Raw genomic sequence first — 24288 nt, forward strand, 5'->3', positions numbered from 1 at the left:
TGCCCAAGGGCCTTCGAAGGCCCTTGGTCCGTCTTACTCTCGCCCGAAAGCGCGGCTAGGCTGGCGCGCGAGACGGAGAGAGCCGCATGAGCGCGAGCAACGAGCGACAGGTGCGCCGGCGCCGGGTGGTCTACATCCCGGGCTACGACCCCTTTCCGCCACGCCGCTACCGCGAACTCTACCGCCGCGAGGCCGCCGCGCAGGCGGCGGTCTCCGGCCACGAGATCGCCGTCGCCCCGGGCGCGGCGCGCACGGGCTGGCGCGTGGACGCGCGCATCGAGGGCGCGGAGGTCCGGGCGGAGATCGAGGTCCTCGTCTGGTCCGACATCGTGCGCGCGAGCATGGGCAAGGGCATCGCCGCGACCTACGCGCAGCTCCTGCGCACGGCCTGGACCTACGCGCGCACGGGCGCGCTCAGGCGGCTGATGCGGCTCCGCAAGGGGCCGGTGATCGCCACGTTCTACCCGGTCGCGGTGCTCCTGGGCCAGCTCGCGCTCGCGCTGCTCGCCGCCCGGGCCGCCGGCGCGGCGGCCGCGGCGCTCGTCCACCCCTGGGCCGCGCCCCTCGGCCTCGCCGTGGTCTGGCCGGTGCTGGCGTGGTTCCGCCGTCAAGACGGGCGGCTCTTCGCCTATTACCTGATGCACGACTATGCCTTCTCGGCCGCCTGGGGCGGCGCCAATCCGCCCGCGCTCGAGGCCCGGCTGGACGCCTTCGCCGACCGCATCGCCGAAGCGCTCGCCGGCGACCGGGACGGTGCGCCCGACGAGGTGCTCGTCGTCGGGCACTCCTCGGGCGCGCATCTCGCGGTCTCGGTGCTCGCCGATCTCCTGCGCGCGGGGCGCGTGCCGGCCGACGGCCCGGCGCTCGGGCTGCTGACGCTCGGGCAGGTGGTGCCGATGATGTCCTTCCTGCCGGGGGCGGCGCGGCTGCGCGCGGATCTCGCCCTGCTGTCCGAACAGGACGCCGTCGCCTGGGTGGACGTGAGCGCGCCGGGCGACGGCTGCGCCTTCGCGCTCTGCGATCCGGTCGCCGTCTCGGGTGTCGCGGGGCCCGCGAAGCGCTGGCCGCTGGTGATCTCGGCAGCCTTCACGCGCACGCTGTCGCCCGCGCGGTGGCGGGCGCTCCGGTGGCGCTTCTTCCGGCTGCACTTCCAGTATCTCTGCGCCTTCGACCGGGCCGGCGACTACGACTATTTCCGCATCACCGCCGGGCCGCGCACGCTCGCGGCGCGCTTCGCGGGTCGGCGGCCCTCGCGCTCGCGGATCGAGCGGGCGCTCTCCGGCCACACGAGCCGCGCGGCATGATCCCGCCGAAGCCCACGCCCCGGGCCGAGCGCGTCTCGCTCTGGCGCTACATGCGGCTCTTCCGGGCCGATATCCTCTCGGCCCAGCCCGCGCGGCTCTATCGCGCGTGGATGGCGGAGTTCCGCACGCCCTTCTTCCGCTCCTACCTCGTCAACCAGCCCGATCTCGTCGCCCGCGTGCTGAAGGAGCGGCCCGACGACTTCCCGAAGTCGGACCGCATCTCGGAGGGGCTGCGCCCGCTCCTCGGCGAGTCGGTCTTCCTGACGAACGGCGAGACGTGGAAGCGCCAGCGCCGGATCATCGATCCCGCCTTCGAGGGCGGGCGGCTCAAGGACACCTTCCCGGCGATGTGGGACGCGGCGGAGGCGGCGGCGGCGCGGCTCGCCGCGCGGACCGGCGAGGCGGTCGAGATCGAGGAACAGACGAGCCACGCCGCGGCCGACGTGATCTTCCGCACGCTCTTCTCGATCCCGATCGAGCACCGCATCGCGGCGGAGGTCTTTCACGAATTCCGCGCCTACCAGCGCACGCAGCCGATCCTGAACGCCGCCGCCTTCGTGCCGCTGCCGCGCTGGCTACCGCGCGGGCACCGGCGGCGCACGCGGGCCGCGGCGCGGCGCATCCGAGGGCTGATCACCGAGCTCACCGCCGCGCGGATGGCGGAGATCGCAAGGGGCGGCGCGCCGGACGACCTCGCCACCAAGATCATGACGACCCGCGACCCGGAGACGGGCGAGACCTTCAGCACCCGGGAGATGGTCGATCAGGTGGCGATCTTCTTCCTCGCGGGGCACGAAACCTCGGCCTCCGCGCTCGCCTGGACGCTCTACCTGATGGCGCTCTACCCCGAGTGGCAGGACCGGGTCGCGGCGGAGGCGGAGGCCCATCTCGCGCCGGATTTCGCCTGCGTGCCCCGGCTGCGCGTGGTACGCGACGTCTTCCGCGAGGCGCTGCGGCTCTACCCCCCGGTGCCGATGATGGTGCGCGAGGCGACGCGGGCGGAGCGCTTCCGCGACCGCGACCTCACCCCCGGCGCGCAGGTGGTGCTTTCGCCGTGGCATCAGCACCGCCACACCCGCCTCTGGGAGAACCCGGACGGCTTCGACCCGGCCCGCTGGGAGACGGAGGCCGGCCGCGCCTGCGCGCGGGAGGCCTACATGCCCTTCTCCGCCGGCCCGCGCGTCTGCACGGGCGCCGGCTTCGCCATGGTCGAGGGGGTGCTCCTGCTGTCGCGGCTCCTGCGCGACCTGCGGGTGGAGCTCACCGACCGCCCGCCGCCGGTGCCGGTGGCGCATCTGACGGTGCGGTCGAAGGACGGGATCTGGCTGCGGTTGCGCGCGCGGCGCAGCATGTCATAGCGCGCCATCGCGCAGCCTCCCTGCCGAGCGCCACTTGTGACGGGGCCTGACGGGCGCCGGCAAGGGGGCCGGCGGCCGGTCTCTGTTGCAACCGGGGCGATCGACACCGGCTCCGGCGCGCGGCGCTCGGGCGGCCACGACGCGGGACGAGCCCTGTCGGCCCGTCACCGGCGGCCACCCCGGCTGAAGAAAATCCCCGCCGCACGGGCACCCTGTGGGCCCCTCAGAAGGGGTGCGCCCGCCCGTCCCAGGTCTCGAAGCGGCCGGTCGTGGCCAGGTCGAGCGCGTCGATCCGGTCGGCGAGGCCCGCCGCGGCGGTCTCCGCGTCGATCTCGGCCGCGGCGCCGCCCATGTCGGTGCGCACCCAGCCGGGGTGATAGATGCCGACGGCGATGCCCTCGGCGGCGAGATCGGCGGCGAGGTTGCGCCCGAGGTTGATCGCGGCGGCCTTGGAGGCGCGGTAGATGTAGCTGCCGCCCGGCGCGCGCGCGCTCGAGCCCATCTGGCTCGCCATCACGGCGATGCGGGGGCGCGCGGCCAGACGCAGGGACGGCAAGAGCGCCTCGACCGTCAGGAAGACGCCGGTGACGTTCGTGGCGAAGACCTCGGCCCACATCTCGGGCGGGTAACCGCTCTCGAGCCGCGCGCCCTTGTCGGGGTAGATGCCGGCGTTGCAGACGAGGCAGTCCACCGCCTGCCCCGAGAGCGCGGCGCCGAGGGCGCGCATCTCCTCCGGCCGGGTGACGTCGAGGCGGACGAGGCCGGGCGCCGGCGCCCGCGCGGTGCCCGTGACGGCCCAGCCGCGCCGGGAGAGTTCGTCCGAGAGCGCGGCGCCGATGCCCCGGCGCGCGCCGGTGACGACGGCCTGCGGCGCGGGCATCTCAGTTGCTCTTGATGTCGGGGTCGAACGGCAGGGGCGCGATCGGCACGCCCTCCTCGGCGAGCTGGCGCGCCTCTTCGGGCTTCGCCTGCCCGTGGATCGGCCGCGCCTCCGCCGCGCCGGCGTGCATCTCCCGCGCTCGGCGGGCGAAATCCTGCCCGACGTTTTCGGAGTGCGTTTCGATGAAGGCCCGCACCCGCTGCAGCGCCTGCTCGGCCGGGTTGGCGGGCGTCGAGAGCGGGCGCTCCTCCGCCCTGACGGGCGTGTCGTCGCGCGCGCAGGGGGCCTGTGGCGCGCTCTCCGCGCTGACGTGCGGCGCCATCAGGTCCTTCTCGACCCGGGCCTCACCGCAGACCGCGCAGGCCAGCATGCCGGAGGCCTGCAAGGTGTCGAAGGCCGCGCCGGACTGAAACCAGCTTTCGAAGCGGTGGCCGTTGGCGCATTTGAGGGCATAGCGGATCATCGGGGTGCTCGATGCGATGTACCAGAGTAATGAAAATATGCGTTTCCGCCGCGGACGCAACCTCCGGGCGTCAGCGCGGCGCCTCGGGCAGGAGCGCGGCGAGCGCGGCCTGCAGCGCGTCCCACCCTGCGGCGTCGTCGAGCGCCCGGGCCGCCGCGCGCCCCGCCCGCGCCTGTTCCTCCGGCTCGCCCAGCGCCGCGAGGGCGGCGGCGAGCGTCGCGCCGTCGCGCACGCAGGCGGCGGCGCCCGCCGCGTCGAGGCGCGCGTAGGCGGCGCGGAAGTTCGCGACCTCCGGCCCGTGGATCAGCGCGCAGCCGAAGGCCGCGGGCTCGTAGGGCGTATGCCCGCCGCGCGGCACGAGCGAGCCCGCCACGAAGACGCGCCCGGCCAGCGCGTACCACCGCGGCATCTCGCCCAGCGTGTCGGCGAGCAGCACCTCCGCCCCGGCCTCGCCCCGGCTGCGGCGCGCCACCGTCAGCCCGGCCGCCGCGAGCCGCTCCGCGATCGCCTCGGCGCGCGCCGGGTGGCGCGGCGCGAGGATCAGGCGCAGGCCCGGCTCGCGCTCCCGCGCGGCGCGATGGGCGGCGATCACCGTCTCCTCCTCGCCCTCGTGGGTGGAGGCGGCGAGCCACGTTTGCGCACGGGGATAGGCCTCGGCGAGCGCGGGCTCGGGGGAGAGGTCGGGCGGCGTGTAGAGCGCCTTCAGGTCGCAGACCGGGCCGAGACGCTCCGGCGGAAGGCCGAGCGCCACCAGCCGGCCGCCGCTGTCGGCATCCTGCGGCGCGGCGTGGGCGATCCGGCCGAAGGTGGCGCGCGCGAGCCCCGGCACCCGCCCCCAGGCCCGCGCGCTGCCCGCCGAGAGCCGCGCGCCGAGCACGGCGACCGGCACGCCGCACGCGGCGCAGGCGGCGATGCGGTTGGGCCAGAGCTCGGATTCGAGCGTCAGGTGCAGCCGCACGTCGTGCGCCGCGATCAGCCGCGCCGCCGCCCGGCGCAGGTCGAGCGGCGCGACCTGCGCCGGCAGGCCCCAGCCGGCGGCGAGGTCGCGGCCCGTCACGCTGTTCGTCGTCACGAGCCAGCCCAGATCGGGCCGCGCCGCCGAAAGCGCGTCGATCACCGGGCGCGCCGAGGCGAGCTCCCCGTTCGAGGCCGCGTGGAGCCAGATCGTCGGCCGCCGCACAGCGGGCCCCGGCGCGAGGCCCAGCCGCGCGCCCAACGCCGCGCCGTCCTCGCGCCCGCGCAGGCGGCGCAAAAGGGCCGCCGCGACGACGAGCGGCGCGAGTAGCGCGAGCACGAGGCGATAGAGCAGCATCGTCCCTGCGTAGTGGCGCCCCCTGCCCGCTGCAAGCGCCCCCTTGCGCGGCGCGCGCGGCTTGCCTAAGGGGCGGCGACTCCGACCCGAGGCAGGCCAGAATGTCCGTGCTCGTGATGAAATTCGGCGGCACCTCCGTCGCCACGCTCGACCGCATCCGCCGCGCCGCCAAACGCGTCGGCCGCGAGGTCGCGAACGGGCACCGGGTGATCGTCATCGTCTCGGCGATGTCGGGCAAGACGAACGAGCTCGTCGGCTACGTCAACGAGACCTCGCCGCTCTACGACGCGCGCGAATACGACGCGGTGGTGAGCTCGGGCGAGAACGTCACCGCCGGGCTCATGGCGCTGACCCTTCAGGAAATGGATATTCCCGCCCGCAGCTGGCAGGGCTGGCAGGTGCCGGTGCGCACCACGTCCGCCCACGGCGCCGCGCGGATCGAGGAGATCCCGGACGACAACATCCGCCGCAAGTTCGACGAGGGGATGAAGGTCGCCGTGGTCGCGGGCTTTCAGGGGGTGAGCCCCGAGGGCCGGATCACGACGCTCGGCCGGGGCGGCAGCGACACCACCGCGGTCGCCTTCGCCGCCGCCTTCGACGCGGTGCGCTGCGACATCTACACCGACGTCGACGGTGTCTATACCACCGACCCGCGCATCTCGGAGAAGGCGCGCAAGCTCGACCGCATCGCCTTCGAGGAGATGCTGGAACTGGCGAGCCTCGGTGCCAAGGTGCTGCAGACCCGCTCGGTCGAGCTCGCCATGCGCTACAAGGTGAAGCTCCGGGTGCTGTCGAGCTTCGGAGAGCAGGACGACGCGGCCGGCACGCTGGTCTGCGACGAGGAGGACATCATGGAATCGAAACCCGTCTCCGGCGTCGCCTTCTCGCGCGACGAGGCGCAGATGACGCTGATCTCGGTGGCCGACCGCCCCGGCATCGCGGCGGCGATCTTCGGGCCGCTCTCGGACGCCGGCGTGAACGTCGACATGATCGTGCAGAACATCTCGGAAGAGGGGCGCACGGACATGACCTTCTCGCTGCCCACCGATCAGGTGGCGCGCGCGGAAAAGGCGCTGCTGGATGCGCGCGCGGCCGGTGGGCTGGATTTCCGCGATCTCGTGTCGAACATGGACGTGGCCAAGGTGTCGGTCGTGGGGATCGGGATGCGCAGCCAGTCGGGCGTCGCCTCGCGCATGTTCCGGGTGCTCTCGGACGAGGGGATCAACATCAAGGTGATCACCACCTCCGAGATCAAGATCTCCGTGCTGATCGACCGGAAGTACATGGAGCTCGCCGTGCAGGCACTGCATGACGCCTTCGAGCTCGAAAAAGCGTCCTGAGCACACTTTCGCACACCGTCGTCATTTCATCCCGCCCTGAGGTTGTGCTCTAACGAGGCGCGGACCACATCCGTGCGGGAGCGACGGGCGCAGGCGATGCCGGACAGATCTGAAAGCGAAAGCCGCAAGCTGCTCGGCCGGCTGCGCGACGCGATGGCGAGCTCGGGCGCGGGCCAGGAGCGGCTCGACCGGATCACGACGCTCGTGGCCGAATCGATGGGCACGGAGGTGTGCTCCATCTACCTTTTCCGCGACCGGGACACGCTGGAGCTCTGCGCGACCGAGGGCCTGCGCGCCGAGGCGGTGCACCAGACGCGCATGCGCCTCGGCGAGGGGCTCGTGGGGCGCGTGGCGCGCGCCGGGCGGGTGGTCAACACCGCCGACGCCCCGGCCGAGCGCGGCTTCCGCTACATGCCCGAGACCGGCGAGGAGGCGTACTCGAGCTTCCTCGGCGTGCCGATCCAGCGCCTCGGCGAGACGCTCGGCGTGCTCGTCGTGCAGTCGCGCGAGGCGCGCGAATTCACCTCCGACGAGGTCTACGCGCTCGAGGTCGTGGCGATGGTGGTGGCCGAGATGACCGAGCTCGGCGCCTTCGTCGGCGAAGGCTCCGCGCTCGAGGCGCCGCACCAGCGCCCGGCGACCTTCCGCGCCAGCGTCGGACAGGAGGGCGTGACCATGGGCCACGTCTGGCTGCACGAGCCGCGCGTCGTGGTCACCAAGCCGATCGCCGACGACCCGGAAGCCGAGCGCGCGCGCCTGAGCGAGGCGGTCGAGCGGCTGCGCGTGGGCGTGGACCGGATGCTCGACGGGGCGGCGGGCGGCGACGCCGAGCACCTGCAGGTGCTCGAGGCCTACCGCATGTTCGCCAACTCCCGCGGGTGGCTCAGGCGGATGGAGGAAAGCATCGCCTCGGGCCTCTCGGCCGAGGCGGCGGTGGAAAAGGAACAATCAGCCGCGCGCGCGCGGCTGAGCCAGGTCTCGGACCCCTACCTGCGCGACCGGCTGCACGATCTCGACGATCTCTCGCACCGCCTGTTGCGGCTCCTGACCGGACAGGGGCAGGCCGCCGAAAGCGAGATGCCCGCCGACCCGATCCTCGTGGCGCGCAACATCGGCCCCGCGGAGCTTCTGGATTACGGCCGCCGCCTGAAGGGCGTCGTGCTGGAGGAGGGCTCCGTCGGCAGTCACGCAGCGGTGGTGGCGCGCGCGCTGGCCATTCCGCTCCTCGTGCAGGCCGACCGCATCGCCACCGAGGCGCTCAACGGCGACCTGATCGCGCTCGACGCCGATCAGGGCATCGCGCATCTGCGCCCGGATGAGAGCGTGGCGACCGCCTTCCGCGACAAGATGGCGATGCAGGCCGCCGCGCAGGAACGCTACGCCTCGATCCGCGACAAGCCGGCCGAGGCGCGCTGCGGCACGGTCGTCTCGCTGCACATGAACGCGGGGCTGATGGCCGATCTGCCGTCGCTCGAAAGCTCGGGCGCCGAGGGGGTGGGCCTCTTCCGCACCGAGCTTCAGTTCCTCATCCGCAACCAGATGCCCCGCCGCTCGGAGCTCTCGGCGCTCTACGCGCGGATCATGAAGGCCGCGCAGGGCAAGCGCGTGGTCTTCCGCACGCTCGACATCGGCTCGGACAAGGTGCTGCCTTACATGAACTCGGTGGACGAGCCCAACCCGGCGCTCGGCTGGCGGGCGATCCGGGTGGGCCTCGACAAGCCGGGCGTGTTGCGCATGCAGCTTCAGGCGCTCGTGCGCGCGGCGGCGGGCGGGCCGCTGACGGTGATGTTCCCCTTCATCGCGCAGTACGAGGAATGGCGCGCCGCGCGGGCCGAGATGGACAAGGCGCTCGAGCGCGAGCGCATCCTCGGCCACCCCCTGCCCGCCTCGCTGGAGGTGGGCGCGATGCTGGAGACGCCGAGCCTCGCTTTCGCGTCGCGGCGCTTCTTCGAGGAGGTGGAGTTCATCTCGATCGGCGGCAACGACCTCAAGCAGTTCTTCTTCGCCGCCGACCGCGAGAACGAGCTGGTGCGCCGGCGCTACGACACGCTCAACGTGAGCTTCCTGAGCTTCATCGAGCAGATCGTCGATCGCTGCGCGGAGACCGGCACGCCGCTCTCTTTCTGCGGCGAGGACGCGGGCCGCCCCATCGAGGCGCTCTGCCTCGCCGCGATGGGCATTCGCACGCTCTCGATGCGCCCGGCCTCCATCGGGCCGGTCAAGCACCTGCTGCGCCGCGCGCATCTCGGCGAGCTGCGCGAGGTGATCGCGGAGGCCAAGGCCCGCGGCGAGCAGTCGGTGCGCCCGGCGGTGATGGACCACCTGCGGCGCTGAGCCGGCTCAGTCCGCCACGACCGTCCCCTCTTCGAGCCTGAGCCGCCGATCCATGCGCGCGGCGAGCTCGAGGTTGTGCGTCGCGATCAGCGCGGCGAGCCCCGTCTCGCGCACGAGCGTCATCAGCGCGGCGAAGACCCGGTCCGAGGTCGCGGGGTCGAGGTTGCCGGTCGGCTCGTCGGCGAGCAGCACGCGCGGCGCGTTGGCGAGCGCCCGGCAGAAGGCGACGCGCTGCTGCTCCCCGCCGGACAGCGCGGCGGGCCGGTGGCCCGCGCGGTCGGCGATGCCGACGCTGTCGAGCAGCTCCCGCGCCCGCGCCTCCGCCGCGCGGCGGCCCGTGCCCTCGGCCCGCTGCGGCAGCGCCACGTTCTCGAGCGCCGAGAACTCCGGCAGCAGGTGGTGGAACTGATAGACGAAGCCCACGTCGCGGCGGCGCACGCGGGTGCGCGCGCGATCCGACGCGCCGGTCATGTCCTGCCCGCCGATCTCGACCGTGCCGGCGTCGGGCACGTCGAGGAGCCCCGCGATGTGCAGGAGCGTCGATTTTCCCGCCCCGGACGGCGCGACGAGCGCCGTCACCTCGCCGGGCGCGAGCGTGAGCGCGGCGCCGCGCAGGACGCGGATCTCGGCCGTCTGCCCGCGGTTGTAGGTCTTCTCGATCCCCGAGAGGCGCAGCGCCGGCTCACTCATAGCGCAGCGCCTCCACCGGGTTCATGCGCGCCGCGCGCCGCGCGGGAAAGATCGTGACCACGAACGAGAGCCCGAGCGAGAGCGCGACGGCCGAGAGGACATCCCCAGCCTCGAGCTTGGCGGGCAGGTGATAGATGCCGCGCAGCGACGGGTCCCAGACGCCGCCGCCCGAGATGTAGTTCACCGCGGCGAAGATCGGGTCGATGTAGATCGCGAAGAGCACGCCGAGGACGACGCCCGCGAGCGTGCCGATCAGCCCGGTGAACGCCCCGCAGATGAAGAAGACGCGCAGCACCGCCCCCTCGGTCAGGCCCATGGTGCGCAGAATCCCGATGTCGCGGCCCTTGTTCTTGACCAGCATGATGAGGCCCGAGACGATGTTCATCGCCGCGATCAGGACGAGGATCGAGAGGATCACGAACATCACGTTGTCCTCGACCTCGAGCGCGCGCAGGAACGACCCCGAACTGTCGCGCCATGTCCAGAGCTGCACCGCGCCGCCGGCCGCCTGTCGGATCGCGGGGCCGTAGGCGTCGATCCGGTCGGGATCGCGGACCATGACCTCGATCTCGTCGGCCACGCCCTCGCGGTTGAAATAGCTCTGCGCCTCCGCGAAGGGCATGTAGATGCGCGTGCGGTCGATGTCGTAGCGCCCGGCGGTGAAGATGTAGGCGACCTCGTAGGTCTTGACGCGCGGGCTCGTGCCGAAGGCGGTTTTCACGCCCTCGGGCGAGATCAGGCGGATCGTGTCGCCCGCCGCGAGGCCGAGCTGGCGCGCGATGCCGGAGCCGAGCGCGACCCCCGCGCCGAAGCGCGCGATGTCGCCCGCGCTCTCCTCCGGGTCGGCGATGCGCGGCAGGGTGGCGAGATCGGCGGCGGCGATTCCGTAGACCTCGGCACCGGTGTTGCGCTGGTTGGCGGTCGCCATGACCTGCCCGCGCACGAGCGGCGCGGCGCGGGTGACGCCGGGCAGATCGGCGATGCGCGCCGCCATGCCCGCGTAGTCTTCGATCACGCGGTTCACCGCGCCGCGCGCGTCGGCCTCGGGCATGGCGTAGACGGTGACATGCGCGTTCGCGCCGAGGATCGTGTCCACGAACTCCGCCCGGAAGCCCGAGCGCACGGCGAGCGTGGCGATCAGCGCGAAGACGGCGAGGGTGATGCCGATCAGGCTGATCCAGGTCATCACCGAGACGCCGCCCTCGGCGCGCCGCGCGCGCAGGTAGCGCCAGGCGATCATCCACTCGAAGGCGGCGAAGGGGGGCGGCGTGCGGGCCATGGGCGCTCCGGTCGGGTCGCGCGGACACTCGCCCGAAGCCCCCGGAGGGTCAAGCACGAGGGCGCGCGCTCATCGGCCCCGGGCGGGGCCTCTTCGCGCGGAGCGCTCCGTGCCGGCGGAGGTCCTGACGCGCGGGGCCGATGCGCCGGACGTCACCGGAGCGTCGCCCGCGGGCCCTTGGGCCGCGCACCGGTCCGTCTATCATGCATCCCGAGGCGCGAGTGCCGTCGGGACAGGCCACCAGCGCAGCCCTGTCCGCGTCGGCCACCGCGTCATCCGGCGCAGGTCCACCTGCCCGCGCGCCGCGCGCGAGACGCGCCCGTCAGGGCGCACCGAGCGGCTCAGCCGAGGCCCGTCTCCTCCAGAAGCCCGAGGCGCTTGGCCTCGTAATAGTAGCCGCGCGCGTACCACATCACCGCGTCGTCGATGTCCCCGCCCGAGACGAGCCACGCGCCGCGCAGGTAGCGGCCGGCGTATTTCAGGTTCACCTCCGGCTCGAGGAGCGCGCGCGCCGGGCCGGTGTGGCCCATGCTGCGCGCCGTGGCCGGCAGGATCTGCATCAGCCCGTAATAGGGCCCCGCCGGATTGAGCGCGTCGGCGCGATAGTCGCTCTCGCGCTGGATGACCCGGTGGAAGAGCGCGCGCGGCACGCCGTGGCGGTCGGCCCACTCGTTCACCAGCCGGCGCATCGCGGGCGTCTCGCCGGGATTGAGCGGCGCGTCGGCGGACATGGTCGCGACCTGCGCCCCCTCGCGCCCGCCCCCGCAGGCGGCGAGCGGCAGGAACACCAGGCCGAGGACGGCGCGGCGGGTCGGCTGGGGCATGGGCGGCCTCCTATCCCTTGGTCACCCTACGCGCCACGCGCCCGGGAAATCCAGCCGCCTTGTCCGCCTTGTCCGGGCGCGCGCGGCGTGCGAGACCTTCGCCCCATGACGTTTCCGCGCTTCACCGAGCTCGTCGAGAGCCTGCCCGCCACCGTGCCCTTCGTCGGTCCCGAGACGCAGGAACGCGCCCGCGGGCGCCCCTTCGACGCGCGCCTCGGCGCGAACGAGAGCGTCTTCGGCCCCTCGCCCCGGGCGGTCGCCGCGATGCAGGAGGCCGCCGCCGAGGCCTGGAAATACGGCGATTCGACGAGCCACGACCTGCGCCACGCGCTCGCCGCGCACCACGGCATCACGCCCGAGCACGTCATCGTCGGCGAGGGGATCGACGGCCTGCTCGGCTATCTGGTGCGGATGCTGGTCGCGCCGGGCGACGCGGTGGTGACATCGGCGGGCGCCTATCCGACCTTCAACTACCACGTCGCGGGCTACGGCGGAGCGCTCCACAAGGTGGCCTACCGCAACGACCGCGAGGACCCCGAGGCGCTCGCCGCCCGGGCGGCGGAGGTGGACGCGAAGCTCCTCTACCTCTCCAACCCGGACAACCCGATGGGCACCTGGCACGGGCCGGAGACGATTCTGGCGCTTCTCGACGCGCTGCCCGGGGGTTGCCTCCTGGTGCTCGACGAGGCCTACGTCGATTTCGCGCCCGCCGGCACCGCGCCCGCGATCGACCCGGACGACCCGCGCGTGATCCGGATGCGGACCTTTTCCAAGGGCTACGGCCTCGCCGGGGCGCGCGTGGGCTACGCGCTCGCCGCGCCCGCGCTGATCGCGGCCTTCGAGAAGATCCGCAATCACTTCGGCATGACCCGCATGGCGCAGGCCGGTGCGCTCGCGGCGCTCCGGGATCAGGACTGGCTCGCGCATGTGATCGCGGAGACGGCGGCGGGCCGGGACGGGATCGCGCGGATCGCGCGCGAGAACGGCCTGTCCACCCTGCCCTCGGCGACGAACTTCGTCGCGGTGGACTGCGGGCGCGACGGCGCCTTCGCGCGGCGCGTGCTCGAGGGGCTCGTCGCGCGCGGCGTCTTCGTGCGGATGCCCGGCGTCGCGCCGCTCGACCGCTGCATCCGGGTCACCGCCGGGCGGGCGCAGGACCTCGCCCATCTCGCCCGCGCCCTGCCCGAGGCGCTCGCCGCCGCGGAGGAGGCCCCGGCGGAGGGCTGAGCGGGCGAAGAAGGCATCTTCGGAAGCGCTCTGCAGACGGCCGGGCGCACGCGGCGCGATGCCATCGGCGGGATGGTGCAGAGGCACAACGGCCGGCCCCGAGGCTGCCGCGCGCGGACTTCCCCCACAGGCCGCCCCGCCACCCCGAAGCCGGCCGACACCAAGGACGCGCGGGCGAGGACCGCCGTCGATGCAGCCGCAGCGCAGCGTGCAGCCGTCCCGCAGACGTGCAGATGCGCCCGAGACAGCCGGTCGCCCGGGCACCACGGACACGCGGGCGCCAGCGACCTTCAACGCTGCGCCTCCGTCACGGCCACCCTGCCCGCGGGCGGCGCCCCCTGTCTGGTGAAGGTGGTGCAGGACCCCCGGTGCGGACGGGCGCCCGTCCCCCGCGCCCCGGACCCGTCTCAGCCGCCGGCGAGGTGCAGATAGGTCTCCTCGAACCGCTTCTTCAGATGCGGGCCGGCGCGGATCACCTTGCCCGATCCGGGCGGAGCCACGTTCGCGTCCCAGTCGGGATTGACGAAGAGCGGCACCGAAACGCGCTCCGCCGCGCCGCCGACGACGCGATGCGGCGTCGCGCGCACGCGCCCGTCGGTCCACATCTCGAGCATCTCGCCGAAGTTGACGATGAACTCCCCCGGCGGCGCGCTGACCGCGACCCAGTCGCCGGAGGGCGCCATCACCTCGAGCCCGCCGACGCCGTCGGTCGCCAGCAGGGTCAGGCAGCCGTAGTCCGTGTGCGCGCCGATGCCAAAGTCCCGCGCGCCCGCGCCCTCGGGCCGCGGCGGGTAGTAGTTCCCCCGCAGGAGCGCCATCGGCCGCGTGAACTTGTCCGCGAAATAATCGGGCGGCTGGCCGAGCGCGGCGGCCACGGCGCGCAGGAGCCGGAGGCTCACCCCCAGCGCGGCGCGCTGGTAGCGCTCCAGCGTCGCGCGGAACGCCGGCATGTCCTTGGGCCAGAGGTTGTCGGCATAGACGGCCAGCCCCTCCTCCCGCCACGGGTCGTCGGCGGCGAGTTCGTAGCCGCAGTCGAAGACCTCCTTGTAGTCGGGGTTGGCCCGTGGATCGACGCGCTCGGAGCGTGGCGCGCCCCAGCCGCGGTTGGCGCCGGTGCGCGCCATGTCCACCGCGCGCTTCTCCGCCTCCGGCCGGCGGAAGAAGGCGCGGTAGGCGTCGAGCAGCGCCTCGACCTCGGCCCGCGGGATCGCCGTCGCGTGCAGCGTGAGAAAGCCGGCGGTCTCCACGCCCGCGCGGAGCCGCGCGAGGGCCTCGGGGTCTCCGGCGTCGAGCGCGCGGGCGTCGAGGCGGGGGATCGTCGTCGCATCGGTCATGCCGCGAGGGTAGCGGGCGGGACGCGCGGCGCAAGCCGGGCTTGACCCGATCCGCCCCGTCTAGGAAGAGCGGGGCACCGGCATCACGAGGGAGCACGGCATGCGGCGCAGGCTCGCGGCAGGAAACTGGAAGATGAACGGCTCGCGCGCGGCGCTCGCCGAGATCGCGGCGCTGGCGGAGGCCTTCCCCGCCCCCGCCTCCGAGATCGTGCTCTGCCCGCCGGCGACGCTCCTCGCCCCGGCCGCCGCGCGCGCCGAGGGCACGGCCCTTCGGCTCGGCGGGCAGGATTGCCACCCCGAGCCCCGCGGCGCGCACACCGGCGACATCGCCGCGCCGATGCTCGCCGAGGCGGGCGCGGCCTACGTCATCCTCGGCCACTCGGAGCGCCGGGCCGACCACGGCGAGACGAGCGCGCAGGTCCGCGCCAAGGCCGCCGCCGCGCAGGACGCCGGCCTCACCGCGATCGTCTGCGTCGGAGAAAGCCTCGCCGAGCGCGACGCGGGCGAGACGCTCTCGATCGTCGGCGCGCAGATGGCCGAGTCGATCCCCGAGGACGCGACCGCGGAGGCGCTCGTCCTCGCCTACGAGCCGGTCTGGGCGATCGGCACGGGGCGCACCGCGACCTCCGCGCAGATCGCGGAGGTGCACGATTTCATGCGCGCCGAGCTCACGCGGCGCTTCGGCGCCGGGACGGGCGACGCCGTGCGCCTCCTCTACGGCGGCTCGGTGAAGGGCGCGAACGCCGCCGAGATCTTCGCCACCTCCAACGTGGACGGCGCGCTCGTCGGCGGCGCGAGCCTCACGGCCGCGGACTTCGGTCCCATCGTGGCCGCGCTGGAGGCCGCCGAGGCATGAGCCGGCGGCGGGCAGAGCTCGGCAGGCTCGGCGCGGCGCTGCGCGCCGGCGCCCTCGCGGCGGCGGCGCTCTGCCTCCTGCCGATGCTCGCCGTGGCGATCGCGGCGGCCACCGGCTCGCTCGACACGCTCGGCCATCTCGCCGACACGGTGCTCGGGCGCTACACGGTCACGACGCTGCAGCTCGTGGTGCTGGTCGCCCTCGGCACGGCGGCGATCGGCACCGGCGCGGCCTGGCTGGTGACGACGACGCGCTTTCCCGGCGTACGCCTCTTCGAGGTGGCGCTGGCGCTGCCGCTCGCCTTCCCGGCCTACGTGATCGGCTACGCCTACACCGATTTCCTCGACCACCCCGGCGCCGTGCAGACGCTCCTGCGCGAGGTGACGGGATGGGGCCCGCGCGAGTACTGGTTCCCAGAGGTCCGCTCGACGGGCGGGGCGGCGGCCATGCTGACCCTCGTGCTCTATCCTTACGTCTACCTGCTCGCCCGCGCGGCCTTCCTGCAGCAGTCGGCGACCGCGAATCTCGCCGCGCGCGCGCTCGGACAGGGGCCCTGGGGCGCCTTCTTCCGCGTCTCGCTGCCGATGGCGCGGCCGGCGATCGCGGGCGGCGTGCTGCTCGCCGTGATGGAGACCATCGCGGATTTCGGCACCGTGAGCTACTTCGGCGTGCAGACCTTCGCCGTCGGCATCTACCAGAGCTGGTTCGCCATGGCCGACCGCGCGGCGGCCGCGCAGCTCGCGCTCTGCCTTCTGGTCTTCGCGCTCTTCCTCGCCGTGCTGGAGCGCGTCACGCGCGGCGACGCCCGCCACCACGACACCGGGCGGCGCCACGAGGCGCGCGCGGCGGTGCCGCTCACCGGCTGGGCGGCCTGGGCCGCGGTGGCGGTCTGCGGGCTGCCGGTGCTCTTCGGCTTCCTGCTGCCCGCGGGGCTTCTCCTCGAGATGGCGATCGGCTCGGGGCAGAACCTGCTCTCGGAGCGCTACCTCGAGTTCATCCGAAATTCCATCACCCTCGCCGGGACGGCGGCCGTGGTCACGGTCGGGGCGGCGGTGCTCCTCGGCGCCTACCAGCGGCTTGAGCCGGGACGGCTCTCGACCGGGGCGGCGAGCGTCTCGCGCATCGGCTACGCGGTGCCGGGCGGGGTGATCGCCGTCGGGCTCCTCGTGCCCTTCGCCGCGCTCGACAACGCGATCGACGCCTTCATGGAGGCGCGCTTCGGGATCGACACGGGGCTTCTCTTCACCGGCTCGATCTGGCTGCTGGTGGCGGCCTACACGATCCGCTTCATGGCCGCGGCGCTCAACACCTACGACGGGGGACAGGCCGGGCTGAACACCAACATGGACGCCGTCGCGCGCACGCTCGGCGCCACGCCGGGCGCGCTGGTGCGCCGGATCCACCTGCCGATCCTGCGGCCCTCGGTGCTGACCGCGCTGCTGATCGTCTTCGTCGACGTGATGAAGGAACTGCCCGCGACGCTCATCATGCGGCCCTTCAACTTCGACACGCTCGCCGTGCAGGCCCATCGCCTCGCCGCCGACGAGCGCCTCGCGGGCGCCGCGGTGCCGAGCCTCGTCATCGTCGCCGTGGGCCTCCTGCCGGTGGCGCTGGTCTGCCGCTCGCTCGGCGCGCGCCGCCGCCTGCCGCGCGCCACGCCGGCCCCGACCGCGGAGCTGCCCGGCGCGGCGGAGTGAGCGCCGACCGGCGAACAGGCGGAGACCGCGCGGAGGGGGGCTGTCTGCCCCCCTCTTGGCCTTCGGCCAATTCACCCCCAGAGAGTATTTGTACCAAGATGATGGATCAGCGCCTGCCCCATCATCTTGGCCCAAATACTCCGGGGAGCGCGAGGGGCAGCGCCCCTCGCCCGCCGGTGAAAGCGTGCGGCCGCAAGGCCGCTCCGCTCGCTTCAGGCGACGCGAAAGGGGCGCGATCCGTGTCGGACCGCGCCCCGCATGGCGTCGTCGTCAGGCCGTGGCGGCCGGGATCACTCCCAGCCGACCTCGTTGAAGATGCGCTGCGCGGCCGGGACGTTCTCGGCGATCGCGGTGTGGTCGAGGTCGTCGGGCTTGAAGAAGCCGAGCTCGGCCACCGAGGGCGAGAGCGCGACGCCCGGCACGGCCGGGTATTCGTCGTTGCCCGCCGAGAAGTATTCCTGCGCGGATTCGGAGGTCAGGTACTCGAGGAAGCGGATCGCGTTGTCGCGGTTCGGCGCATGCGCGGCGACGCCGCCGCCCGAGAGGTTCATGTGCGCGCCGAAGCTGTCCTGGTTCGGGAAGACCCAGCCGATCCCCTCGAGGCTGTCGGAGAGGCCGTCCACGTCCTTACGGATCGCGCGGGCGAAGTAGTAGGTGTTCGACATGGCGATGTCGCATTCGCCCGAGACGATGCCGCGCAGCTGGTCGGTGTCGCCGCCCTGCGGGTCGCGGGCGAAGTTGTCGACCACCGCCGCGGCCCAGTCGCGCGCGGCGTCCTCGCCGAGGTGCTCGATCAGCGCGGCGAGGATCGTCTGCGAGTAGACGTTGGTGCCCGAGCGGATGCAGACCATGCCCTCGTATTCGTCGCTCGCCAGATCCTGGTAGGTCTGCGGCGGGTTGGCGACCTCGTCCTTGTCGTAGAACAGGATGCGCGCGCGCTGCGAGAAGCCGAACCACTCGTCGTCCTCGTCCTGCAGGTAGTCCGGAATGCGCGTCTCGAGCACGTCGGAGGAGATCGACTGCAGAAGCCCCATGTCCTTCGCGCGCTCGAGGCGCGAGGTGTCCACGGTGAGCAGCACGTCAGCCGGCGAGTTCTCGCCCTCGGCTTCCATCCGCGCGAGGAGCTCGTCGGCGTTGCCCTCGATGCGGTTGATGGTGATGCCGGTCATCTCCTCGAAGTCGGAGTAGAGCCGCTCGTCGGTGTCGTAGTGGCGCGAGGAGTAGAGGTTGAGCTCGCCCTGCGCGAAGAGCGCGGGCGCCGAGGTCAGCGCCACCGCGAGCGCGGCGGCGCCGGTCAGCGCGGTGCGGTGAAATCCTGTCATGGGATACTCCCTGATCTGCTGCGCGCCGGCCATTCCCGACGCAAACGCTCGGATAAAGGATTGCGCGACGCGGTCAAGACTTTTCCGACAGGATCACTCGACTTTCCGGCGCCGGGGCCCGACGCCGGCCGACGGGGGCGCCCGAGGCGCGCGGCGCCTAGACCGGCAGTTCCGTCGTCGCCTTGATCTGTTCCATCGACAGGAGCGCGGTGACCTCGTGCACCTTCACCTGCGCGATCAGCGCCTGATAGAAGGTGTCGTAGGCGCGGGCGTTGGGCACGCGGACCTTCAGGATGTAGTCGATGTCGCCGGCGAGGCGGTGCGCCTCCAGCACCTCGGGGCGCGCGCGCACCGCCTCGAGGAACGCGTTCTGCCAGCCGCTCTCGTGCTCGGCCGTGCGGATCAGGACGAAGAAGCAGGCCTCGAGCCCCAGCGCCTCGGCGTCGAGGAGCACGGTCTGTTTGCCGACGACGCCCGCCTCGCGCATCTTGCGGATGCGGTTCCAGACCGGCGTCTTGGACGAGCCGACCGCGCGCGCGATCTGTTCGAGGGATTGCCCGGCGTCGCGCTGAAGCTCGCGCAGGATCCTGCGGTCGATCTCGTCGAGCTGCATCTGTGACCTCTCCTTCGCGTCGATCGGGACATCGGCCCTCTGTCGCCGCAACAGTAACGCCGTTCGTTCCGAACGCCAAACCGGAGACCGCGCCAATCAGGAACCTTGTCCCATGTCGCGGCGCCCCGCGCCGCGGCCGCGCCGCCCGCCCCCCTTTCCCTGACATGGATCAAGGTTTACCTCTCTGCACGGGAGTACCACCCCAGCGACCCGATCCGCCGGACGAAGGCCCAGAGACCGTGACCCAGACGACGACCGAGCCCGACACGCCCCGCGCGCCCGCCCTGCCCGACGCCGCCACGGTGACGGAGGTGCGGCACTGGACCGATCGCCTCTTCTCCTTCAAGGTCGAGCGGCCGCGCTCCCTGCGCTTCCGCTCGGGGGAGTTCGTGATGATCGGGCTCCTCGGCGATACGGGCAAGCCGCTGCTGCGCGCCTATTCCATCGCGAGCCCGGCCTGGGCCGACGAGCTGGAGTTCTACTCGATCAAGGTGCCGGACGGCCCGCTCACCTCGCGGTTGCAGCACATCCGCCCCGGCGATCAGATCATCCTGCGCCCGAAGCCGGTGGGCACGCTGGTGCACGACGCGCTGCTGCCGGGCAAGCGGATCTGGTTCTTCGCCACCGGCACCGGCATCGCGCCCTTCGCCTCGCTGATCCGCGACCCGCAGACCTACGAGGATTACGACGAGGTCTACCTGACGCACACCTGCCGCGACGTGGCCGAGCTCGACTACGGGCGCGAACTCGTCGACAGCCTACGGGAGGACCCGCTGATCGGCGAGATGGTCGAGGGCAAGCTCTTCTATTACCCGACCACCACCCGCGAGGAAAGCCCGTGCATGGGGCGGATCACCACGCGGATGGAGGACGGGCGCCTCTTCTCCGACCTCGGCGTCGAGAGCTTCGGCCCCGAGACGGACCGCGCCATGGTCTGCGGCTCGCTCGCCTTCAACACGGACATGAAGGCGCTTCTCGAGGGCGCGGGCCTGCGCGAGGGCGCGAACTCGGAGCCCGCCGAATACGTCGTCGAGAAGGCCTTCGTCGGCTGACGGCCCCCGGCGCCGCGCCGCGCGGGCCGCGCGCCCGGATTTCAGGCCCCGCCGCCCCGGCGGAGGCCTGATTGCCGCTTGAACCGGCGCGCGGCGGCGTTTAGCTTGCGCGACGCAATCTTTCCCTGACAAAAAGGACTGAAGCCATAGCTCGCAGACCTCACAACGCGCCCCCGACGCGCGACACCGGCCCCCGCGTCAACGACCGCATCCGCGCCCCGGAAATCCGGCTGATCGGACCGGAGGGCGAGAACCTCGGCGTGGTGCCGCCCGCGAAGGCGCTGCAGGCCGCCGAGACGGTGGGCCTCGACCTCGTGGAAATCTCGCCGAACGCCAAGCCGCCGGTCTGCAAGATCATGGACTTCGGCAAGTACAAGTACGAGCAGCAGAAGCGCGAGTCCGAGGCCAAGAAGAAGCAGAAGGTCACCGACGTCAAAGAGGTCAAGTTCCGCCCGAACACCGACCAGCACGACTACGACGTCAAGCTGCGCAACGTGATCCGCTTCCTCGAGAAGGGCGACAAGGTGAAGGTCACGCTGCGCTTCCGCGGCCGCGAGATGGCGCACCAGAACCTCGGCCGCGAGCTCCTTCAGCGTGTCGCCGAAGACGTGAAGGACCTCGGCAAGGTCGAGAACATGCCGAAGGTCGAGGGCCGTCAGATGATCATGATGGTCGCGCCGGTGGCGCGATGAGCGACGCCGCCGCCCCGCCGTCCGGCTGGGAGGCGCGCTACGCCACGCCGGACTACCTCTTCGGCAAGGCGCCCTCCGCCTTCCTCGCCGATCACGCGCATCTGCTGACGCCGGGCGCCACGGCGCTCGCCGTGGCCGACGGCGAGGGGCGCAACTCGGTCTTCATGGCGGAGAAGGGGCTCCGCGTCACCGCGCTCGACTACGCGCCGACGGCGATCGCCAAGGCCGAGCGCCTCGCCGCCGAGCGCGGCGTGACGGTCGATTTCGCCGAGGCGGACGTGCTGAGCGCCGACTGGGGCGGGCCCTATGACCTCGTCGCCGCGATCTTCATCCAGTTCGCCGGCCCGGAGGACCGCGCGCGCCTCTTCGCGAAGACGCGCGCGGCCCTCGCGCCGGGGGGCCTCCTCCTCCTGCACGGCTACACGCCCGAGCAGGTCGGGCGCGGGACCGGCGGCCCGCCCTGCCGTGAGAACATGTACACCGAGGCGATGCTCGCCGAGGCCTTCGAGGGCTGGGAGGTCCTCGAAAACCGCGCCTACGAGCGCGACATCCGCGAGGGCACGGGCCACGCGGGTCTCTCGGCCCTGATCGATTTCGTCGCCCGCAAGCCGGCCGCAGGCTGAGCCACGCCGGCCGGTTGCGGCTCGTGACCGGAACGCGGCGCCCGCTCGCGGTCCGGGCGCGTGCGCCGGTCGCGCCGGCCCGCGGCTTGGCCCGTGTGACGTGGCGGTTCCACCCGACGCGGGCGTCGGTCGCCGGGCGGGACCCGGCCCCGTGGCGCGTCCGCGCGGTGGCATGAGGCCTGCGCCGATGGACGCCGCGGGCGACGCGACGTCGGCCGCGTCGGCGGAAGATCTCGCGCCTTCCCGCTTGACCCCCGCAGACGGCTCGCCTATACGCACCGTCGCTCGGGGCGGAGTAGCTCAGGTGGTTAGAGCAGCGGAATCATAATCCGCGTGTCGGGGGTTCAAGTCCCTCCTCCGCTACCATTTTTCCCGATCAAGCAGTGCCCGACAGGCGGGGTTCCGGCACACCGCCGTGCGCCAAGGTGCGCGGACACATGCAATCGGCCCGCTCCGCGCGCGCCTGCTACGCGCCGCCGGTCCGGGTCGCGGCCCACGCGGGCCGACGGGCGTCATCGCGTCGTCACTGGCACTTAGAGAAGCCGCAGGCGGTGCAGGTCATGCAGCCCTCGATCATGGCCATGGCGTATTGGCCGCAGGCCGGGCAGGCAGGGCCGCGCGGGGCGTCGTCGAGGCCCACGGCCTGCGCCGTGGGGTCGGACTTGAGCCCCGCGCCTTCGCCCTCGAGGAAGCCGATGGCGATCATGTGGCGCTCGATCACGCCGCCGATCGCGGCGAGGATGGAGGGGATGTATTTCCCGTTCTGCCACGCCCCGCCGCGGGGGTCGAAGACGGCCTTGAGTTCCTCGACCACGAAGGAGACGTCCCCGCCTCGGCGGAACACGGCCGAGATCATGCGGGTGAGCGCCACGGTCCAGGCGAAATGCTCCATGTTCTTGGAGTTGATGAAGACCTCGAAGGGCCGCCGACGCCCGCCCACGACGATGTCGTTGATCGTCAGGTAGATCGCGTGCTCGCTGTCGGGCCACTTGAGCTTGTAGGTCGCCCCCTCGAGCGCCTGCGGCCGGTCGAGCGGCTCGGACATGTAGATGACGTCGCCATGCGGCTCCTGCGGCTCGGCGTCGGTGTGGGCCCGAAGGCTATCCGCGTCAGTAGTGGCTTCTCCGTACAGAAACCAGCTGGCGGGCCGGCCTAGCGCCTTCTCAAAACGTTTGGCTGCGTCGGCAGTCAACTTCTTTTTTTCCCGCTCCAAGTCGCTGACGTGCGGTATGGAAAAGCCAACGCTCTCCGCCACTTTTTCTTGCGTAAGCCCTAATTCTTGACGCCGCGCCTTCAGGCGTGTCCCCGGCGTGGGCTCCTCCCCCACGCTCAGCACGCTCCCCGTCACCTCGTTCGGGCGGTAGGTCGTGCAGCCCTTGCAGCCGGTCTCGTAGGCTTGCAGGTAGACCTCCTTGAAGTCCTCGAAGGCGATGTCGGCGGGCACGTTGATCGTCTTGGAGATCGACGAATCCACCCATTTCTGCGCCGCCGCCTGCATCTTCACGTGCTCCTCGGGCGTCAGCGTCTGGGCGTTGACGAAATGCGCCGGCAGCTCCGCGTCGGCGCCGAATTTATCCCGGTAGAGCTGGACGGCGTAGTCCACGACCTCCTCCTCGGTGCGCGCGCCGTCGCGCTGCAGCACCTTGCGGGTGTAGGCATGGGCGAAGACCGGCTCGATCCCCGAGCTCACGTTCCCGGCATAGAGCGAGATCGTCCCCGTCGGCGCGATGGAGGTCAGGAGCGCGTTGCGGATGCCGTGGGCGGCCACCGCCTCGCGCACGTCGGCGTCCATCGCCCGCATCGTGCCAGAGGCGAGGAAGGCGTCGGCCTCGAACAGCGGAAACGGCCCCTTCTCCTTCGCGAGCTCCACCGAGGCGAGGTAGGCCGCCCGCTGCACGCGGTGCAGCCAGTCCTCGGTCTGCGCCGCCGCCGCGTCGGAGCCGTAGCGCAGCCCCAGCATCAAGAGCGCGTCGGCGAGGCCGGTCACGCCCAGCCCGATGCGGCGCTTCGCCTGCGCCTCGGCGCGCTGTTCGGGCAGCGGGAAGTTCGAGGCGTCCACCACGTTGTCCATCATGCGCACGGCGGTGGCGACGAGTTCCTCCAGCGCGCCCTGATCGAGATGCGCCTGCGGCGTGAAGGGATCGCGCACCAGCCGGGCGAGGTTCACCGAGCCCAGCAGGCAGGCGCCGTAAGGCGGCAGGGGCTGCTCGCCGCAGGGGTTGGTGGCGGCGATCTCCTCGGCGTAGGCGAGATTGTTCATCGCGTTGATGCGGTCGATGAAGATCACCCCCGGCTCGGCGTAGTCGTAGGTGGCGCGCATGATCCGGTTCCAGAGATCGCGCGCCTCGACCGTGTGATAGACCTTGCCGCCGAAGGTGAGCTCCCACGGGCCGTCGGCCTTCACCGCCTCCATGAAGGCGTCGGTCACCAGCACCGAGACGTTGAAGTTCCTGAGCCGCGCCGGATCGGACTTCGCCGCGATGAAGTCCTCGATGTCGGGGTGGTCGCAGCGCAGCGTCGCCATCATCGCGCCGCGCCGCGCGCCCGCCGACATGATCGTGCGGCACATGGCGTCCCAGACGTCCATGAAGCTGAGCGGGCCGGAGGCGTCGGCCGCCACCCCGTCCACCGGCGCCCCCTTCGGGCGGATGGTGGAGAAGTCGTAGCCGATGCCGCCGCCCTGCTGCATCGTCAGCGCTGCTTCCTTCAGGTTGTCGAAGATGCCGCCCATGCTGTCGGGGATCGTGCCCATGACGAAGCAGTTGAAGAGCGTGACCTTCCGCGCCGTGCCCGCCCCGGCGAGGATGCGGCCCGCGGGCAGGAAGCGGAAATCCTCCAGCGCGGCGTAAAAGCGCTCCTCCCAGCGCGCGGGCTCCGCCTCCACGGCGGCGAGGGCGCGGGCGACGCGGCGCCAGCTGTCCTCCACCGTACGGTCGAGGGGCGTGCCGTCGGCCGCCTTGAAGCGATACTTCATGTCCCAGATGGACTCGGCGATCGGGGCGGCGAAACGGCTCATGGGCGGCGTCCTCCGGGCGGGGTCCGGTTGTCAGCATGGCGAGGAAGGTTAATATAGTCCCAAGACTTGGGG

Annotated in this window: 20 protein-coding genes and 1 tRNA gene; 11 read left to right on the forward strand and 10 right to left on the reverse strand. The window is 72.4% G+C overall.

Annotated elements, in window-relative coordinates; genetic code table 11:
- The first annotated feature begins 86 nt into the window (after window positions 1-86).
- Both DRV84_RS11850 and DRV84_RS11855 read left to right on the forward strand, forming a co-directional pair.
- A complete protein-coding gene (locus DRV84_RS11850; protein WP_115980959.1) occupies window positions 87-1304 on the forward strand; it encodes a hypothetical protein in 1218 nt (405 codons plus the stop codon).
- The gene (locus tag DRV84_RS11855) at window positions 1301-2662 is read left to right on the forward strand and encodes a cytochrome P450 (RefSeq protein ID WP_115980961.1); all 1362 of its coding nucleotides are present in this window, start codon (window positions 1301-1303) and stop codon (window positions 2660-2662) included. The genes DRV84_RS11850 and DRV84_RS11855 overlap by 4 nt, the downstream gene beginning before the upstream one ends.
- Before the next feature lie 223 nt (window positions 2663-2885).
- On the opposite strand, the gene DRV84_RS11860 is transcribed toward DRV84_RS11855, so the two are convergent.
- The 3 genes from DRV84_RS11860 to DRV84_RS11870 all read right to left on the reverse strand — a co-directional run bounded on the left by DRV84_RS11860 (window position 2886) and on the right by DRV84_RS11870 (window position 5317).
- A complete protein-coding gene (locus DRV84_RS11860; protein ID WP_115980963.1) occupies window positions 2886-3542 on the reverse strand; it encodes an SDR family NAD(P)-dependent oxidoreductase in 657 nt (218 codons plus the stop codon).
- A gap of 1 nt (window position 3543) precedes the next feature.
- Entirely contained in the window at window positions 3544-4005 is a 462-nt protein-coding gene (locus tag DRV84_RS11865) for a DUF1178 family protein (RefSeq protein ID WP_115980965.1), read from the reverse strand.
- A gap of 70 nt (window positions 4006-4075) precedes the next feature.
- Window positions 4076-5317, reverse strand: a complete 1242-nt coding sequence (locus DRV84_RS11870; protein WP_115980967.1) for a 3-deoxy-D-manno-octulosonic acid transferase — start codon at window positions 5315-5317, stop codon at window positions 4076-4078.
- A gap of 101 nt (window positions 5318-5418) precedes the next feature.
- Between DRV84_RS11870 and DRV84_RS11875 the strand changes: the two genes are divergently transcribed.
- Window positions 5419-6657 (forward strand): aspartate kinase, encoded by a 1239-nt coding sequence (locus DRV84_RS11875; RefSeq protein WP_115980969.1) that lies wholly within the window; start codon window positions 5419-5421, stop codon window positions 6655-6657.
- Window positions 6658-6753: 96 nt separating this feature from the next.
- A complete protein-coding gene (gene ptsP / locus DRV84_RS11880) occupies window positions 6754-8991 on the forward strand; it encodes a phosphoenolpyruvate--protein phosphotransferase (protein ID WP_115980971.1) in 2238 nt (745 codons plus the stop codon).
- 6 nt (window positions 8992-8997) lie between these two features.
- Here ptsP and DRV84_RS11885 read toward each other — a convergent pair whose 3' ends face one another.
- The 3 genes from DRV84_RS11885 to DRV84_RS11895 form a co-directional block, all read right to left on the reverse strand.
- Window positions 8998-9681, reverse strand: coding sequence for an ABC transporter ATP-binding protein (locus DRV84_RS11885; protein ID WP_115980973.1), 684 nt, complete (start codon window positions 9679-9681; stop codon window positions 8998-9000).
- The gene (locus tag DRV84_RS11890) at window positions 9674-10960 is read right to left on the reverse strand and encodes a lipoprotein-releasing ABC transporter permease subunit (RefSeq protein WP_115980975.1); all 1287 of its coding nucleotides are present in this window, start codon (window positions 10958-10960) and stop codon (window positions 9674-9676) included. Before DRV84_RS11890 ends, DRV84_RS11885 begins: the two co-directional genes overlap by 8 nt.
- 341 nt (window positions 10961-11301) lie before the next feature.
- The gene (locus DRV84_RS11895) at window positions 11302-11784 is read right to left on the reverse strand and encodes a lytic transglycosylase domain-containing protein (RefSeq protein WP_115980977.1); all 483 of its coding nucleotides are present in this window, start codon (window positions 11782-11784) and stop codon (window positions 11302-11304) included.
- Between the two features lie 105 nt (window positions 11785-11889).
- Here DRV84_RS11895 and DRV84_RS11900 point away from each other — a divergent pair, with 105 nt between their 5' ends.
- Window positions 11890-13011 carry a pyridoxal phosphate-dependent aminotransferase gene (locus tag DRV84_RS11900; RefSeq protein WP_115980979.1) on the forward strand — a complete coding sequence of 374 codons (1122 nt, stop codon included), beginning with the start codon at window positions 11890-11892 and terminating at the stop codon, window positions 13009-13011.
- A gap of 407 nt (window positions 13012-13418) precedes the next feature.
- Here DRV84_RS11900 and DRV84_RS11905 read toward each other — a convergent pair whose 3' ends face one another.
- Window positions 13419-14345, reverse strand: a complete 927-nt coding sequence (locus tag DRV84_RS11905; protein WP_115980981.1) for an isopenicillin N synthase family dioxygenase — start codon at window positions 14343-14345, stop codon at window positions 13419-13421.
- 100 nt (window positions 14346-14445) lie between these two features.
- Here DRV84_RS11905 and tpiA point away from each other — a divergent pair, with 100 nt between their 5' ends.
- Together tpiA and DRV84_RS11915 are read left to right on the forward strand one after the other, a co-directional pair.
- Window positions 14446-15201 (forward strand): triose-phosphate isomerase, encoded by a 756-nt coding sequence (gene tpiA / locus DRV84_RS11910; protein ID WP_115980983.1) that lies wholly within the window; start codon window positions 14446-14448, stop codon window positions 15199-15201.
- Complete coding sequence (locus DRV84_RS11915; protein WP_115980985.1) at window positions 15198-16898, forward strand: ABC transporter permease; 1701 nt, start codon at window positions 15198-15200, stop codon at window positions 16896-16898. Before tpiA ends, DRV84_RS11915 begins: the two co-directional genes overlap by 4 nt.
- Before the next feature lie 290 nt (window positions 16899-17188).
- Here DRV84_RS11915 and DRV84_RS11920 read toward each other — a convergent pair whose 3' ends face one another.
- Both DRV84_RS11920 and DRV84_RS11925 read right to left on the reverse strand, forming a co-directional pair.
- On the reverse strand, window positions 17189-18220 hold the full coding sequence (locus tag DRV84_RS11920) for an extracellular solute-binding protein (RefSeq protein ID WP_115980987.1): 1032 nt from the start codon (window positions 18218-18220) through the stop codon (window positions 17189-17191).
- Between the two features lie 157 nt (window positions 18221-18377).
- Window positions 18378-18833 carry an Lrp/AsnC family transcriptional regulator gene (locus tag DRV84_RS11925; RefSeq protein ID WP_115980989.1) on the reverse strand — a complete coding sequence of 152 codons (456 nt, stop codon included), beginning with the start codon at window positions 18831-18833 and terminating at the stop codon, window positions 18378-18380.
- A gap of 164 nt (window positions 18834-18997) precedes the next feature.
- On the opposite strand from DRV84_RS11925, the gene DRV84_RS11930 reads away from it, so the two are divergent.
- From DRV84_RS11930 to DRV84_RS11945, 4 genes are all read left to right on the forward strand, one after another.
- Window positions 18998-19885, forward strand: a complete 888-nt coding sequence (locus tag DRV84_RS11930; protein ID WP_115980991.1) for a ferredoxin--NADP reductase — start codon at window positions 18998-19000, stop codon at window positions 19883-19885.
- 146 nt (window positions 19886-20031) lie between these two features.
- Window positions 20032-20577 (forward strand): translation initiation factor IF-3, encoded by a 546-nt coding sequence (infC, locus tag DRV84_RS11935; protein WP_115980993.1) that lies wholly within the window; start codon window positions 20032-20034, stop codon window positions 20575-20577.
- Window positions 20574-21200: an SAM-dependent methyltransferase gene (locus DRV84_RS11940; RefSeq protein WP_115980995.1), complete on the forward strand. Its 627-nt coding sequence runs from the start codon at window positions 20574-20576 to the stop codon at window positions 21198-21200. Before infC ends, DRV84_RS11940 begins: the two co-directional genes overlap by 4 nt.
- 289 nt (window positions 21201-21489) lie before the next feature.
- Window positions 21490-21566, forward strand: a tRNA-Met gene (locus tag DRV84_RS11945).
- 157 nt (window positions 21567-21723) lie between these two features.
- Here the strand turns inward: DRV84_RS11945 and DRV84_RS11950 are convergent.
- Complete coding sequence (locus tag DRV84_RS11950; protein ID WP_115980997.1) at window positions 21724-24216, reverse strand: adenosylcobalamin-dependent ribonucleoside-diphosphate reductase; 2493 nt, start codon at window positions 24214-24216, stop codon at window positions 21724-21726.
- Between the last annotated feature and the right edge of the window lie 72 nt (window positions 24217-24288).

The organism is Rhodosalinus sediminis (assembly GCF_003385555.1).
Classification (GTDB): domain Bacteria; phylum Pseudomonadota; class Alphaproteobacteria; order Rhodobacterales; family Rhodobacteraceae; genus Rhodosalinus; species Rhodosalinus sediminis.